Origin of the sequence: Spiroplasma citri (genome assembly GCF_001886855.1) — a bacterium.
GTDB classification, from domain to species: Bacteria; Bacillota_I; Bacilli_A; order Mycoplasmatales; family Mycoplasmataceae; genus Spiroplasma; species Spiroplasma citri.
Genome location: NZ_CP013197.1, coordinates 1,257,155 through 1,273,445, shown reverse-complemented (window position 1 = coordinate 1,273,445; position 16,291 = coordinate 1,257,155). Strand labels below are relative to the sequence as shown.

Below are 16,291 nucleotides of genomic sequence, written 5' to 3'. Positions count from 1 at the left end.
ATGAATTTTGATGTAATATTAATTCGTTATGGGGAATTAACAACAAAAGGAAAAAACCGTAATAATTTTACAAGAGTTTTAGTTAATAATATTAAAACAAAATTAGTAGCCTATGAAAATCAATATCAACTTAAAAAAGAATTTGATCGTTTATTTATTGAATTATTAGATGCAACAGTTAGTATAGAAATTGTTAACATTGTTAAAAATGTTTTTGGTTCATCATCTTTATCATTAGCCAAAAAGGTTAGTTGTGATTTATCAGAAATTGCTAATTGTGCAATTAATATTGTAAATTATTATCAACCAGCAACTTTTAAATTAGAAGTACGCCGAAATGATAAGACTTTTCCACTTACATCGACAGAAATTAAACAACAATTAGCACCAAAAGTATTACAACAAACAAAGGTTAAGGTTGATGTTCATCAACCAGTTTTACAAATTGATGTTGAAGTACGACGAACATTTACATATCTTTTTGTTAATAAAATTAAAACAATTGGTGGTTTACCAGTTGGAATATCTGGTCAAGGATTAGTAATGCTATCGGGGGGAATTGATTCACCAGTTGCGTCTTTTTTAACAATGAAACGGGGAATGAATGTTGAATATTTACATTTTGCACCACCACCACATACGACTGAAGAAGCATTACAAAAGGTTAAAACTTTAGTTCAAAAATTAAATTATTATGCTGGTCAAAATCAGCAGCGCTTGTATGTGGTTAATTTTTCAATGTTACAACATGAATTAATGCATATTCCTGATGCTAGTTATCGAATTATTATTATGCGACGAATGTTTTATCGGATCGCTAATTTATTAGCCAAAGAATTAAAATGTCAGGCAATTATTACTGGAGAATCATTGGGGCAAGTTGCTTCGCAAACAATTGAAAGTATTAATACGATCAATGCTGTTTCTACATTGCCAATTTTGCGACCAGTATTATGTTTTGATAAAAATGAAATCATTGATATTGCAAAACAAATTGATACTTATCAGACATCAATTTTACCATTTGAAGATTGTTGTAGTTTATTTGTTCCAAAGAATCCGGTTACAAAACCGCGGATAAAACAAGCAGAATTTCAAGAAAAAAATTTAATGTGAGCAGAAATTATTGATGTTATAATTAAAAAAAATATAAAAACATATGTCGTTGGTAAGGACGTGATTTATGAAGAAGAAAACTAGTTTTTTTCAAAAAAAGAAAGAAGTAACAAAACAATTAGTTAATGAATCTGAATTACAAAAAGCAGAACAATCACGAACAAATTTATTAGAAGAAACAATTTTAATTGATGAAGAATTTTCAATTATTCGTGATGTTAAAGATGAAGATATTAAAGTAATAAATATGAACAAAGAACAAAATTCTTTTTATAATGAAAATGCAATTGATTTAGAAAAAGAATTATTAAAAGAAATGGTTCCAAAGAAAAAAGCCCGTTTATGACGTTATTTAGTTTTTGGGATCTTAGCACTTTTAATTATTATTATTATTATTATTATTATTGCAATTAAATTATAAAATTAGGTCACAAGTGTGGTTTTTATTTTCTTTTTCGTTAAAATGAAAGGAGAGTGAGGTAGTAACAATGACAATTCCCCATTTAAATGTTCGAACAAGTTATAGTTTATTATCATCTTTAATTACTTTTGATAAATATTTTACTTATGCTATGACAACGGGTTTATTATCATTGGCAATTTGTGATAATAATATGTTTGGGGTTTATGAATTTCACCAACTTTGTCAAAAAAATAAAATTAAACCAATTATTGGCTTAAATGTTATTATTTGATTTAATGATATTCCTTATAATATGAATTTATTTGCCCGTAATCAAAAGGGTTATTTTAATTTAGTTGAAATTTCATCTTTAGTAATGATTAATACTGAAAATAAAAAAAATGTAACATTAGATGAAATTAGCAAGTTTTTAACAACAGATGTTAAGATTATTATTAATTATACAACAGATGATTATCAGCCTGAATTATATCAAACGCTAAAGAGCCTTTTAAAAGTTGAAACAGATTTATATCTAGGTATTAATAATGGCAATCTATCATTGTTAGAGTCACTGCAAACATTACTTGCAAGTGAACAAATTATTTGAAATAATAAAGTACAATATTTTACAAGTGAAGATTTTATTGCTTATAAAGTTGTTGATACAATTAAAACACAAACTTTATTTAAAGAAAGTAAAATGAAAGATTTATATGGTTGAGTATCACCACCCTCCTATTATCAACAATATTTTGACAATATTAAAACATTTATTACTGGAATTAATGTTTTTCCTTTACACAAAGGGACTATTTTTGATAATTTATTACGTTATCCAACCCCAGAAGGTCAAACAGCACAACAGTTTTTACAAGAAATTTGTCAAACAGCTTTAAAACAAAAAAGAATTAGTAGTTCTAAAACAACATATCTTGAGCGGTTAAATTATGAATTAACAGTGATTAATAAAATGGGTTTTAATGATTATTTTTTAATTGTATGAGATTATGTTCGTTATGCAAAACAACAAAATATTTTTGTTGGGCCTGGTCGAGGCAGTGCTGCCGGTAGTTTAGTTAGTTACTTATTAGATATTACGACAATTGATCCAATTACCTATAATTTACTGTTTGAACGCTTTTTAAATCCAGAGCGAAAAAGTTTACCAGATATTGATATTGATTTTGAAGATGATAAACGAGAAATGGTTGTTGAATATTTATTTGAAAAATATGGGAGTGAACATGTTGCACATATTATCACTTTTCAAACGATTGGAATGAAAATGGCAATTCGAGATATTTGCCGAATTTTTGATATTGCAATTGAAGAAGCAGACAAGATGAGCAAAGCAGTTCCATTAGAATATAATTATCATTATGAAGAAGCAATTAATTCAAATCCTCTTTTTGAAATTTATCAAAAAAAATACCCCCAAGTATTTTTACATTTAAAAAAAATTATTGGTTTACCACGCCAAACAGGAACCCATGCGGCTGGTGTTGTTTTAACGCAACAACGGTTACAAACAATTATCCCAGTTAAAGAAGGCTATAATGGAATTTATCAAACGCAATATTCAATGAATTATTTAGAAGAATTGGGAATTTTAAAAATGGATTTATTAGGATTACGAAATTTAACAATTTTACATGATGTGATTGATAATATTTACCAAGAAACAAAAGTAAAATTAGATGTTAACACTTTACCATTAAATGATCGAAAAACTTATCAATTATTAGCTCAAGGAGATACAAAAGGGATTTTTCAATTAGAATCACCAGGGATGACGAAAGTTTTAGTTGATATGGTTCCGGACCAATTAGAGGATATTGTTGCAACTTCTTCGTTATATCGCCCTGGTCCCCAAGATAACATTCCCTTGTTTATTAAACGGAAAAAAAAATTAGCAAAAGTTACTTATATTGATGAACGGTTAGCTGAAATTTTAGCACCAACTTATGGCATTATTGTTTATCAAGAGCAAGTTATGTTAATTGCTCAAAAAGTTGCTAATTTTTCATTAGCTAAAGCTGATGTGCTTCGTCGTGCAATGGGGAAAAAAGATGCATCAATTATGAGCCAAATGAAAACTGAATTTATTGAAGAAGCAGTTAAAAACCATTATGTTGAGAAAATAGCACAAGAAATTTGAGAATTAATTTATAAATTTGCTGCCTATGGGTTTAATCGGAGCCATGCGGTTGCATATTCATTATTGGGTTATCAAATGGCCTATTTAAAAGCAAATTATTCTTCCCAGTTTTTAGCTAGTTTATTAACACATGTTATTGGTGATGAACATAAAACAAATGATTATATTGCTTTAGCAAAAAAGAATCATTTAACAATTGTCCCACCAAATATTAATGCTCCATATCGACAATATCATACTATTGATAATCAAATTTGTGTTCCATTATTAATTATTAAACAAATTGGTTTCGCTTTTTTTAATAAAATTGCCCAAGAGTATCAAACTAATGGAATGCTTACGGATTTATACGATTTGTTTATTCGCCTGTATAAAAAAGGTTTAAATCGAAAAACTTATGAAGCATTATGTTTTTCCGGAGCATTAGATGTTTTTAAGATGAACCGGATTACTTTGTTTAATAATTATCAACGGATTCTTACTTACATTGAGTTAATTAAAACTCAAGAAGAGAATGAAAATTTAGTTGTTGATTTTTCATTAGCTGAAAAACCAGAATTAGTAATTGAACCAAACGATGAAGTTATTTGTTTAGAAAAAGAATATGAATTTTTAGGGTTTTATTTATCAAATCATCCGTTAAAATATATTCGTGAAAAAGCAGGATATCAAGATAAAACAACATTAATTAGTAATTTACGTTTAAGTTTAGGATCAACAAATGTTTTAATTCTAGTGAAGCGATTAAAAATAATTACTGATAAAAACAATAATAAAATGGCATTTTTAGATTGTTATGATGAAAGTGGCGAAATTAGTATTACTGCTTTTGCAGGTATCTATAAGGATTATGCTAATTTATTAAAAGTTAATAATGTATTATTATTAAATATTAAGTTAGGAACATATAATAATAAAATTAATGGGATTATTAACCGTATTAAGTTTATTAGTGGGGAGCAAGAATAAATGTTTATTGAAGTTATTGCAAGAAACTATCAAGAATGCCAAAGTATTGAACAAGCTGGGAATATTGACCAAATTGAATTATGTACTAACTTATCACAGAGAGGGTTTACACCACCCTATGCAGTTATTAGGGAATGTATTGAACAAATTAAAGTTTCCATTCGGGTAATGGTTCGTCATCGTGACACTGATTTTTATTGTCCTGCTGATGAATATTTCCAACTTAAAAAAGATATTGCTTATATTAAAACAACAAAGGCAGAAGGAATTGTTGTTGGCATTTTAACACCTAATCACCAAATTGATTTATTACGGATGCAAGAATTAATTACCTTAGCATATCCACTAGCAGTTACTTTTCACCGGACTTTTGATTTAATTGAAGATAAAGTTACTGTTATTCAACAATTAGCACAGCTAGGAGTTAGCACAATTTTAACACAAGGTGGGATAACTCCAATTATGGAAAATTTAGTAACTTTACAAAACCTTCGAAATTATGGCGTTCAAATCCAAGGTGGTAGTGGCATTAATTTGACTAATTATCAGTAAGTTAGTCATTATTGTGATGCAATTCATCTTGGCAGTGCTGTTCACTATGATGGAACATGAAACACTGAACTTGATGTGACAAAACTTCAACAATTAAAATAGGAAAATTTTTAATTAATTATAATTAATTTATTACTTTTTCTAAAAAATTCAAAAAAAGTAATATAATTAAGCAATATAATTATTTGGTAATGATTAATAGCAGAAAGGAATAAAAAATGAACATATTAGAAAACATACTTGAAAAAATTAATACCTTTTCTCAAAAAATAAAAATTATTTTTCCAGAAGGAAATTATGAACGGATTCAAACAGTAGCTAAACAATTAATTGGCACAAATATTACGCCAATTCTTGTTTTTGCAACACGAGCAGAAGTTCCTTCAACAATTGACGAATTACAAAGTGAAGTCCTTGTTGCAGAAGAACAAAATGAAATAGAATTAGCAGAATATTTAGTTGAATTACGTAAAGGAAAAGTTTCATTATCAGAAGCTAAACAGTTAGTTCGTGAATGCAATTATTTGGCAATTTTATGAGTTAAAAAAGGATTAGCTGATGGAATGGTTGGTGGGATTACTTATGATACAAAAGATATCATTGGTCCAGCGTTACGAATTATTAAAACAAAACCAAACGTAAAATTAGTTTCATCATTTTTTTTAATGGTTCGTAATACTGAGCGCTATATTTTTACTGATTGTGCTTTAAATATTGATCCAACAGCTGAGGAATTAGCAGATATTGCTTATTTAGGATATGAGGCTAGTCAAGTTTTTGCCTTTCAAAATCCAAACATGGCTTTATTATCATTTTCAACAAAAGGTTCAGGACGTGGGGCTTCTGTTGATAAAGTTCGTACTGCTTATGACCTTGTACGAGCAAAGAATTTAAAAAATTGTTATGTTGACGGTGAATTTCAATTTGATGCCGCATGAGATGATACTATTCGTAATAAAAAAGCACCATCATCACCTTTAAAAGCTCCTGTTGATATTTTTGTTTTTCCAAATTTAGATGCGGGAAACATCGGATATAAAATTGCACAACGATTGGGAGGATTTGAAGCAATTGGTCCAATTTTGATTGGATTAGACCGGCCAGTTAATGATTTATCACGTGGTGCCACTATTAATGATATTTACAATACTGTTTTAGTAACAGCGTATTTATGTATACATAAATCAAATGATTAGAAAGGAAAAAAAAGAAAAATGATTTTAGTAATAAATGCTGGTAGTAGCTCGATAAAATTTCAATTATATAAAGTTAATTCAGCAAAAAATTATGAAGTAATTTGTAAAGGACTCGCTGAACGAATTAACATTGATGGAATTTTTACCCTTAAATTTAATGGTCAGAAGTTTCAAACAAAAGAAGATTTTCCAGATCATAAATCAGCAGCAAAGGTTTTAATCGCTAAATTAAAAGAACATCATATTATTCAAGATTTTGCTGATATTCAAGGAATTGGCCATCGAATTGTGCATGGTGGTGAAAAGTTTACACAATCAATATTTATTAACGATGAAGTATTTGCCGAAATTAAACGAATGGTAACATTAGCTCCGCTGCATAATCCGCCTTCAATTGCGGCAATTGAAGCTTTTCGTAAGATTGTTGATGTACCAAATGTTGCAGTATTTGATACTTCATTCCATACAACAATTCCTGAGGAAAATTATTTATATTCAGTTCCTTATGAATGATATAGTAATTATCAAGTTCGCCGTTATGGTTTTCATGGCATTTCTTATCGTTATATTACAAAACGATTAGCTGAAGTTTTACAAAAATCAGCAACTGAACTTAATGCAATTATTTGTCATTTAGGTAATGGTGCTTCAATTTGTGCAGTTAAAAATGGAAAAAGTTTTAATACTTCAATGGGCTTAACGCCATTAGAAGGATTAATTATGGGAACGCGAAGTGGTGATATTGACCCCTCAATTCACCAATTTATTGCAAATCAAATTGGAACAACATTAGATGAAATAACTAATACTTTAAATAAAGAATCTGGTTTATTAGGAATTTCGGGAGTATCATCTGATTTACGTGATGTTTTTAAAAGTAGCAAGGATAATCAACGTAGTAAATTAGCGTTGCTAATGAGTGCAAAAAGAATTGCAAAATATATTGTTAGTTATGCTAATGATTTAAAAACAAAACCAGATGCAATTGTTTTTACCGCTGGGATTGGTGAAAATTCTGATGAAATGCGCCAATTAGTCGTTAATGAAGTTACTTTATTGAACTTAGAATTATCTCCTTCAGCAAATCAAAGTTCATATGACACAGAAAATCTAATTTCAACATCAAAATCAGATGTTCTTATTTATGCGATGCGAACAAATGAAGAAGTAATGATTTGTGAAGATACTTATCATTTAATTAATTCATAAGATAATTTTATTACTACTTAAAATTTAATTATTCACGATAAAAAAGGTTTAGGTGTTTGATAACACCTAAACCTTTTCATATTAAAATATCTTTAAATTAAGAGTTTTGCAAAAATTTTATTAACACTAAAATGAACAACTAAAATCATGGCACTTGAAAAAATAAAGGTAAATGCAGTGTCAGAAATTCAGTGAAAGCGTTCAATTACAAGAGCAAAATTCATTGTTAAAACATGAATTAATCAAATAATAAAACAAAGTTTTATTTTTCAATTAATTTTAGTGTTTTGTTTGTTTTTTAAAAATAAAAGAATAATTGAACCAGTACAATATGTAGCATTAATATGACCACTTGGAAAAGCATACTCTCATGGGTTTTTAAATGTTGGCATATTAACATTACTAAATAAACCAATTGGTGGTTTTCACCAAGGATATTGCCATTCTCAGGGAATATTATTAAGATAACCATTATTTAAGTTATATCCAAAATGAAAACCTGATTTAAGATAGGCATCTAAGAATTCAGGATGAGCATTAATTAAATCACCAAAAATAGCATTATAATAATAAATTTGATGTGTTGCTCCTTTTAAAATCACAATAATAATATATGTACTAATTAAAAAACTTAATCCTTTAGTTGCTTTTAACCATGTTTGTTCTGTTAACAAACGGTTGGTTTTAACTAACCGATAGCGAACATAATAAAGGCCAATTCCTAATAAGATTGATTGATAAAGAAAAACTAAAATAGCACTTGTTAACTTATACTTATAATTATCAAATAAAATATAGTCAATTCCAGGACCAAATCCCTCGTCAAGACTTGGAATTAAAGATAAATTAACAATATTACCAATAAGCCATGCTCCTATGGCTAGAAAATAATAACCTAGAGTAAGCCAATAATTTTTTACAAATTTTTGCTTTTTTTGTTTTATTTTAAGTAAAAACCATGTTTCTAACAAAATTGCTAAATAAATGATAATTACAATGACTATTTCAGTATTTCCTAATTGATCATAAAAACGTACTCAATATTTAACAAATTCATTTGATAAAGGTTTTGCAAGTTCAGCAGCAATTTGGTAATCAATTTGATATCATCCTGTTGCAATTAGAACTCCTAAACTAATAAGAGAAATTACGAATAACGGAATTGCAAAAAAATAAATATTTCATTTTTTTTTAATAAAAAAGATGTTATTTTTTTGGTGCATATAGTTTCCTCATTTTTTCTTTCATCGTTGTTAATTAAGTAAGAGGTTAGTAAAAAATATAGACTATTTTCTTTTTAATTATATGTTATATATGTTAAAAAATAAAATTTTAATTTTAAAACTTTTCACGGTATAATTATTCAGAACATGTTATTAATAATTAAGATGATAATTATAATTGCTTTAATTATTGCTTCACAATAGGGTTTTTAATTAAATATAGCGAGAGATACAATCAAAATAAAAAGCAAATATATGTGGGTGATTAAAATGAGAACAGATTTCAAAAAGTATTTTCAAGTATTTTTTAATATATATTTTATTTTGTTTATTTTATATTTCGGAATCTCGTTATTTTTACCTTATTTTGTTTCACATTATACAAATTGGGCATTTGTTAGTATCTCATTAAATTTAACTTATATTGTTTTAATAACGGGAGTTTTTTTATTTTTCTTAGCTGTTTTAATCAAAATTTTAAGTGATTTTAAGCATTATAAACACATTATCTTGCAATGATATAGTATTTTAAAAGTTAATGTTACTGTAATTTTATTATGATTAACAAATATTTTTTGATTATCATATACTATTTATTGAAATATTGCGATAACAGGATTACTTAGTTGTTTTTCACAATTTTATTTTCAACTTTATCAAGTAATTTTAATTTCGTTTTATTTCTTTTATGGATTATTTATTATTACCTTTTTTGTTGCTTTAGTTACATTGCGAATTTATTTAATTTATTGGTATAAGATTAATGATTTAATTTATTTTAATCCGCTTCTTAATTTAACGTTATTTTTAAATATTTTAGAACCGTATCTTTTTATGCGGTATCGAATTAATATTTTAGTTATTTTTTTATTAAAAAAACTAATTATTATTTCATTTATTATTGCAAATATTATTAAAACATATCGGTTAATACTTTTCAGAAAGGAAACAACACCGCCACAAGAAAGAAAATTTATTATTGCTAAAATTTTAATAAAGTAATCTTTTTAAAATTAATTAATATTAACTATGTAATAAAAATTATTGAAAAAAATAAAGGAGAAGAAAATAATGAAAAAATTAATGATGATTTTAGCATCAATTTCAGTATCAACCCCAATTATTGGTACGGCAGTTGCATGTCGTAGTCCTCAAACTGGGGGTGAAATTGATACGACAGGAGTACCAACTGTTGGTAGTATTAAGGCAAATTTAAAAAAAGCAGGTTATGATGTTGATAACTTAGACGTTGATTTAGCACCAGGAATGAAAACAGCAACTATTCGTTTTATGCCAGGTGCTCCAAATCCCCCATTTTTAACAAAAAAAGTTGATTTAAAATGAACAACAAATGATATTAATAAAATGATTACTGTTACTTCATTGCCATATGATAATGGTTCTGGGAAAAAATTAACCGTAGATGAAGTATTAACTGCTATTAATAGTTTAAATGGAACAAATTTTACTTTTTCAGATGTTGAAGTAAACTTTGATCAAGAAATTAGTCAATGAGTAATTGAACCAAAACCAGGTGGTAATTTTACTGGTTCAGCAGTTGAAATTATTAATGAACCAATTACATTTTCGCAGGCATTTCCATTGGAAAATATTGGTGATATTTATATTGATGCTTCAGTCTGAGCAGATTATAAGAAAAATCCTGAAGGTACAACTATGAATATGACAGCAGCCATTATGGAGTTTGTTGGAGATCGTAATCGGTTTGCAAGTTTATATAAAGATGCAATTTTAAAAGCGATGATGGGAGCATTAAACGGTGGCATTGACTTATCAATTAATCAAGAAAATGGGGAAGGTACTTTAAAAATTACAACTGAGGTTGAGCATGTTATTAATCGTTCAACACTAACTGCCAACTTTAAAGTTAATACAACACCACCACGGAAGTTTTTAACGCAAGATAATATTAAACCAACGCAAAATCTAATCCTGGTTAAATTAAATGAAACTTATACAAAAGAAACTGAAAACAAACTTCGTTATGATCTTGTTACTAAGTTGTTAGGAAAAGAATTTGCTGATCAGTATAATGAACTTTGATATAATGAACTTTGAGTAACTTTTAATGAAGATGGCAAAGGAGCAATTGTTGAAGCTAAACCTGGGTCAAAAATTCTAGCTGTTTCTGATAAGTTAGCTTATATAATGACAAAAATCCCAGCTTATAAATTAGATGTTACATTTGAATAAAAAAAATAAACTCATAAGATTAATGAGTTTATTTTTTTGTTTGAACAGGCTATAATTAAAATTATTGCGGAATAAAATAGAACATTAAAATATTTAGGGGGAATACAATGACAACAATTTCATATGTTTTACTAGGAATTATCTTAGTTATTTTAGTTAGTTTTCTAATAATTTATTTAGTAAAAACACATAAAAAACCACTTGTAAATAATGATTCAGCATTATTACAGAAAGACATTCAAGCATCAAAAGAATTATTAGAGAAACAAGGGTTAGGATTGCAAAATCAACTTTCTGAACAAAAAAGGGAATTATTAACTTTAATTAGTGAATTTCAAACAAATTCAGTTAAAAATGATGCTGAATTTAATCGAAACTTAGCGATTTTAAACGAAGGATTAAATAATTTTAAAAATAACTTGTCAAAGCAAGATACAGATTTAAAAAATAATTTAAACCATCAAGGTGAAATTATTTCAAAGTCTTTTACTGATGTTTTATCAAATTTAAAAGTTTTAAAAGAATCAACGACAACATTAAAAGAAGTTGAAACAAAAGTTAAGACTTTAAATGATATCTTCTTAAATAATAAGAAACGCGGTAATTTAGGTGAATATTTATTAGAAAAAGTTTTAAGTGATATGTATGGAGAAAGACATCAAGGATGAGAGCGCCAATATAAATTGCCAACAGGAACTGTTGTTGATGCATTAGTTAAAACTGGGGGAGCAAAAGAAAATATTGCTATTGATGCAAAATTTCCATTATCAAACTATAACAAATACTTAGAAGTAAGTGATACAACAATTAAAAATAAATATTTAAATCTTTTTAAACAAGATTTAAAAGACCGAATTAATGAAGTTGCTAAATATATTAATCTTGAAAATGAAATTTCAAGTGCAATTATGTTTGTTCCTTCCGAAGATTTATTTGCATTTATTTATGGCCAATTTCCAGACGATATTATTACTTTTGCATTTAAAAAACGTGTATGAGTTACTTCACCAACAACATTATCAGCAATTTTATTTGTTTTAGAAAAACATATGCGGGAAGTTGCTTTTAACCAAAATATTGAGGCTATTAAAACTAATTTATTAAAAATAAAAGGCGAATTTGAGCGTTGGGTTGAACGTTGACAAGAGTTTACAAAAAATTTTGTAAAATTTAACACTAGTATTGAACAATTAAATACCACACATAATAAGATTCATATTCAATATCAAAAAATTTTAAATGAACAACAATTAGAACAACCAGTAGATTAAAACAAATAACTATGAAAGAAAAATATCTTAAAAATAAGATATTTTTAATAAATTTTGAATTAACCATTAAAAGCACTTTAGGTTTGTTTTTCTTGTTATTGATTTTAATTAAAGTTATAATTATACAAAGGCCAACAAAAGGAAAGGAAGTATAAAAATGAAAGCACTGACAACAAAATTAAAACTTTTCAATGGTGTTGAAATCCCATTAATTGGTTTAGGAACATATAAAATGACTGATGAGCATGAAGTTTATCAAGCTATTATTACAGCATTACAAAATGGTTATCGTCATATTGATACCGCTCAAATCTATGGAAATGAAGAATTAATTGGCAAGGCAATCAAAGATAGTGGTGTTCCACGAAAAGAAATCTTTTTAACAAGTAAAATTTGAAATGCTAATCATAAGTATGATGCGGCATTACAAGAAATCGATAACATACTAAAACGGTTAGATACTGATTATTTAGATTTATGTTTAGTTTCATTGACCAACTGCAGATCGAAATGAATGTTTCCGTGCGTTAGAAACAGCTTATGGAGCAAAAAAAATTCGAGCAATTGGGTTTAGCAACTTTGAAGTTTCTCATTTACAAGAGTTAATGGCAATTAGTGAAATAAAACCAATGGTTAATCAAGTTGAACTTCATCCGGGTTTAAATAACACCGATGTTATTAAGTTTTGTCAAGAAAACAACATTATTATTGAATCATGAGCAACTTTAATGCAAGGACAATGTATGACAAATTCAACTGTTCTTAAAATTGCAGAAAAACACCAGAAAAATCCTGCCCAAATCTGTTTAAAATGAGCAATTCAACAAAATATTGTTGTTATTCCAAAATCAACACATAAGGAACGTATTATTGCTAATACTGAACTAGGTGATTTTATGTTAGATGATGAAGATATGACAGCATTATTTGTTTTTAATTTAAATTCTAATGTTTTTTGAAGTTATGAACTTAACAAAGACTTGCAAGAATACTTAATTAATTATATTCAGAATCATCCAACTTTTACTTTTAAACAAAATATGACAACAGAAGAAATTATTAAATTATGGTTAACAAATGTTTATAGTGATTCAAATAATTTTAAAATTAGCAATATTAAAACAATTGAAAATATTGATAAGTTATATTTTTATTTAAAAAATAAAATTGCTTTTCATTTTGATCAGTTAGATACTAGTAAAGCTAATCAAAGTGGAAAATTTAATTTTAAAGTAACTGACCAAAATGGTAATTATATTTGAGAATTAAATGAATTAAAATATTAAATTCAAAATTAAATATGACAAAAAAATAGACACATAAGTTTTATACTTTATGTGTCTATTTTTATTTAAATTCTACTTCTTTTGATAATTTAATCCAACAACATTTTTAACTTTTGTTATTTTTTTATTAGCAATTGCTCGTGCTTTTGTTGCTCCCAAATTAATTAATTCATCAATTGTTTGGTCTTGCATTAATTTGTGGTATTTTTTTTGAATTGGCTCTAAAGTTTCAATAATTGCATTGGCAACTTGTTCTTTTAATTGCCCATAATCTTGTTGAACAAATTCCTTAACAGCTGCTTCAATTGTTATTTTTTTTAAAACAGCATAGATTGTTAAAAGATTACTCACCCCTGGTTTTTGGTCAGGATTATAAGCAATTTTTCCTTCTGAATCAGTTACTGCACTACGGATTTTTTTTTGAATTAATTCAGGTGAATCTAATAAACTAATAAAGGACTTGGGGTCGTTTGAAGACTTACTCATTTTTTTGGTTGGATTTTGTAAATCCATAATTTTGCCACCAATTGGTGGAATGAAGTCGGTTGGAATTTTAAATAAATTTTGTTGATAACGATTATTCATTCGTTCGGCAATATTTCGTGTTAATTCAATGTGTTGTTTTTGGTCCTTTCCAACTGGAACTAAATCAGCATCATATAATAAAATATCTGCGGCCATTAAAGTCGGATAAGTTAATAATCCAGTTGGAATAAATTCGGTTCCATTTTCTGCTTTCATTTTGCTTGATTTGTCTTTAAATTGTGTCATTCGTGATAATTCCCCAATAGTTGTGTTACACAATAAAATATGTGCCAATAAGGTAACTTCTAAGACATCTGATTGAACAAAAATAATTGCTTTTTGTGGGTCTAAACCACTTGCATAATATAATGCAATCATATTTTTAATGTTATTTCGTAATTCTTCTTTACTAATTGGAATTGTAATTGCATGTAAGTTTGCCACAAAAATAATTAAATTATTATCTTCTTGTAATTCAATAAAATTTTTTATCGCTCCAATATAATTCCCTAATGTTAATTGCCCTGTGGCAGTAATGCCTGAAACAATTGTTGTTTTTTTTTGTTCCATATGTTTTCCTTTCTTATTCAAATTTGATAATGTATTTAGTAATATCATAGCAAATATTTTAGTTTTTCCAAAAGAAAAACAATAAAAGTATTATTTTTTCATGAATTTTCAACCAATTTTGTTTACTATTTTTTGAACAAATAATATAATAACATTATATACTTAGAAGGAGAGTACAAAATTATGTCGAGAATTGAGAAAATTAATGCTCGTGAAGTAATTGATTCACGAGGAAATCCAACTGTTCAAGTTGAAGTTTGAACAGAATTTGGCGGATATGGTTCAGCAATGGTACCATCAGGAGCTTCAACTGGAAGTCGTGAAGCATTAGAATTAAGAGATGGTGATAAAGGACGTTACCAAGGGAAAGGTGTTTTAAAAGCAGTTGGGAATGTTAATACAAAAATTGCAGAACAACTTGTTGGAATGGAAGTAACAAACCAAGTTGAAATTGATCATGCCATGATTGCGTTAGACGGAACTGATTTTAAAAAGAATTTAGGTGCTAATGCAATGTTAGGAGTGTCAATGGCTGCTGCCAAAGCAGCAGCTTCTGAATTAGAAATGCCATTATATAAATATTTGGGTGGTGTTAATGGGAAAAAACTGCCAGTTCCAATGTTAAATATTATTAATGGAGGAGAGCATGCTGATAGTGCAATTGATTTCCAAGAATTTATGATTATGCCAGTTGGAGCTGAAACTTTTAAAGAATCTTTAAGATGGTCATCAGAAATTTTCCATACTTTAAAGAAAATCTTACACGATAAAGGTGATATTACAGCTGTTGGTGATGAAGGTGGTTTTGCTCCGCATTTTAATTGAGCATATAAAGATCAAACTTTAACTTCATTTCAAGCAAAAACACCAGCCGAAGTTGCATTAGATTTAATTGTTGAAGCAATTGAAGTAGCAGGATATAAACCAGGCAAAGATGGTGTTATGATTGCAATGGATTGTGCTTCATCAGAATTATATTTTGATGATAAAAAATATCACTTTAAGAAAATTGAAAAAGTTACAGGTAAAGAATATGCAATGACAACAGAAGAATTAATTAAATATTTAGACAAGTTAGTTGATAAATACCCAATTATTTCAATTGAAGATGGTTTAGCAGAAGGTGATTGAGCTGGTTTTGAATTGCAAGTAAAAACAATGGGGCATAAAATTCAAATTGTTGGTGATGACTTATTTGTTACAAATCCAAAAATTACAGCAGAAGGAATTGCTCGTAATGCCGCAAATTCTGTTTTAATTAAATTAAACCAAATTGGAACAGTAACTGAAACAATTGATACAATTCAATTAGCACAAAAAGCAGGTTGAACGGCAGTTGTTTCACATCGTTCAGGAGAAACCGAAGATTCAACAATTGCTGATTTAGCAGTCGCTTTAAATACTGGTCAAATTAAAACAGGAAGTATGTCACGAAGTGATAGAATTGCAAAATATAACCGTTTATTAGCAATTGAAGATGAACTGGGAAAAGTAGCTGAATATGATGGAATTAAAACATTTTATAATTTAAAAAAACATGTTTCGGATTTAAAAAAAATAACCTCTTAAGGTTATTTTTTTTATTATAAATGTAAA

14 protein-coding genes are annotated in these 16,291 nt (G+C 27.6%); 12 read left to right on the top strand and 2 right to left on the bottom strand.

Going from position 1 to position 16,291, the window contains the following annotated elements; translation table 4 throughout:
* The 6 genes from thiI to SCITRI_RS07420 all read left to right on the top strand — a co-directional run bounded on the left by thiI (window position 1) and on the right by SCITRI_RS07420 (window position 7,606).
* A complete protein-coding gene (gene thiI / locus SCITRI_RS07445; RefSeq protein ID WP_071938066.1) occupies window positions 1–1,200 on the top strand; it encodes a tRNA uracil 4-sulfurtransferase ThiI in 1,200 nt (399 codons plus the stop codon).
* Entirely contained in the window at window positions 1,184–1,537 is a 354-nt protein-coding gene (locus SCITRI_RS07440; protein WP_071937826.1) for a hypothetical protein, read from the top strand. The genes thiI and SCITRI_RS07440 overlap by 17 nt, the downstream gene beginning before the upstream one ends.
* A gap of 67 nt (window positions 1,538–1,604) precedes the next feature.
* Window positions 1,605–4,649, top strand: a complete 3,045-nt coding sequence (locus tag SCITRI_RS07435) for a DNA polymerase III subunit alpha (RefSeq protein WP_071937825.1) — start codon at window positions 1,605–1,607, stop codon at window positions 4,647–4,649.
* On the top strand, window positions 4,650–5,201 hold the full coding sequence (locus SCITRI_RS07430; RefSeq protein WP_237237898.1) for a copper homeostasis protein CutC: 552 nt from the start codon (window positions 4,650–4,652) through the stop codon (window positions 5,199–5,201).
* Between the two features lie 218 nt (window positions 5,202–5,419).
* Window positions 5,420–6,397 (top strand): phosphate acetyltransferase, encoded by a 978-nt coding sequence (pta, locus tag SCITRI_RS07425; protein WP_071937824.1) that lies wholly within the window; start codon window positions 5,420–5,422, stop codon window positions 6,395–6,397.
* Between the two features lie 18 nt (window positions 6,398–6,415).
* Window positions 6,416–7,606, top strand: a complete 1,191-nt coding sequence (locus SCITRI_RS07420) for an acetate kinase (protein WP_071937823.1) — start codon at window positions 6,416–6,418, stop codon at window positions 7,604–7,606.
* Between the two features lie 92 nt (window positions 7,607–7,698).
* On the opposite strand, the gene SCITRI_RS07415 is transcribed toward SCITRI_RS07420, so the two are convergent.
* Window positions 7,699–8,829, bottom strand: a complete 1,131-nt coding sequence (locus SCITRI_RS07415; RefSeq protein WP_071937822.1) for a phosphatase PAP2 family protein — start codon at window positions 8,827–8,829, stop codon at window positions 7,699–7,701.
* 270 nt (window positions 8,830–9,099) lie between these two features.
* Here SCITRI_RS07415 and SCITRI_RS07410 point away from each other — a divergent pair, with 270 nt between their 5' ends.
* The 5 genes from SCITRI_RS07410 to SCITRI_RS10830 all read left to right on the top strand — a co-directional run bounded on the left by SCITRI_RS07410 (window position 9,100) and on the right by SCITRI_RS10830 (window position 13,600).
* Window positions 9,100–9,831, top strand: coding sequence for a hypothetical protein (locus SCITRI_RS07410; RefSeq protein ID WP_071937821.1), 732 nt, complete (start codon window positions 9,100–9,102; stop codon window positions 9,829–9,831).
* Window positions 9,832–9,900: 69 nt separating this feature from the next.
* Window positions 9,901–11,043 (top strand): Vmc-like lipoprotein signal peptide domain-containing protein, encoded by a 1,143-nt coding sequence (locus tag SCITRI_RS07405; protein ID WP_071937820.1) that lies wholly within the window; start codon window positions 9,901–9,903, stop codon window positions 11,041–11,043.
* A gap of 107 nt (window positions 11,044–11,150) precedes the next feature.
* Window positions 11,151–12,314, top strand: a complete 1,164-nt coding sequence (gene rmuC, locus SCITRI_RS07400; protein WP_071937819.1) for a DNA recombination protein RmuC — start codon at window positions 11,151–11,153, stop codon at window positions 12,312–12,314.
* 157 nt (window positions 12,315–12,471) lie between these two features.
* Window positions 12,472–12,888, top strand: a complete 417-nt coding sequence (locus SCITRI_RS12080) for an aldo/keto reductase (RefSeq protein WP_071937818.1) — start codon at window positions 12,472–12,474, stop codon at window positions 12,886–12,888.
* Window positions 12,842–13,600: an aldo/keto reductase gene (locus SCITRI_RS10830; RefSeq protein ID WP_197735395.1), complete on the top strand. Its 759-nt coding sequence runs from the start codon at window positions 12,842–12,844 to the stop codon at window positions 13,598–13,600. Before SCITRI_RS12080 ends, SCITRI_RS10830 begins: the two co-directional genes overlap by 47 nt.
* A gap of 72 nt (window positions 13,601–13,672) precedes the next feature.
* Here SCITRI_RS10830 and trpS read toward each other — a convergent pair whose 3' ends face one another.
* A complete protein-coding gene (trpS, locus tag SCITRI_RS07385) occupies window positions 13,673–14,695 on the bottom strand; it encodes a tryptophan--tRNA ligase (RefSeq protein ID WP_071937816.1) in 1,023 nt (340 codons plus the stop codon).
* A 183-nt stretch (window positions 14,696–14,878) separates the two neighbouring features.
* Between trpS and eno the strand changes: the two genes are divergently transcribed.
* On the top strand, window positions 14,879–16,264 hold the full coding sequence (eno, locus tag SCITRI_RS07380) for a phosphopyruvate hydratase (RefSeq protein WP_071937815.1): 1,386 nt from the start codon (window positions 14,879–14,881) through the stop codon (window positions 16,262–16,264).
* The last annotated feature ends 27 nt before the right edge of the window (window positions 16,265–16,291 follow it).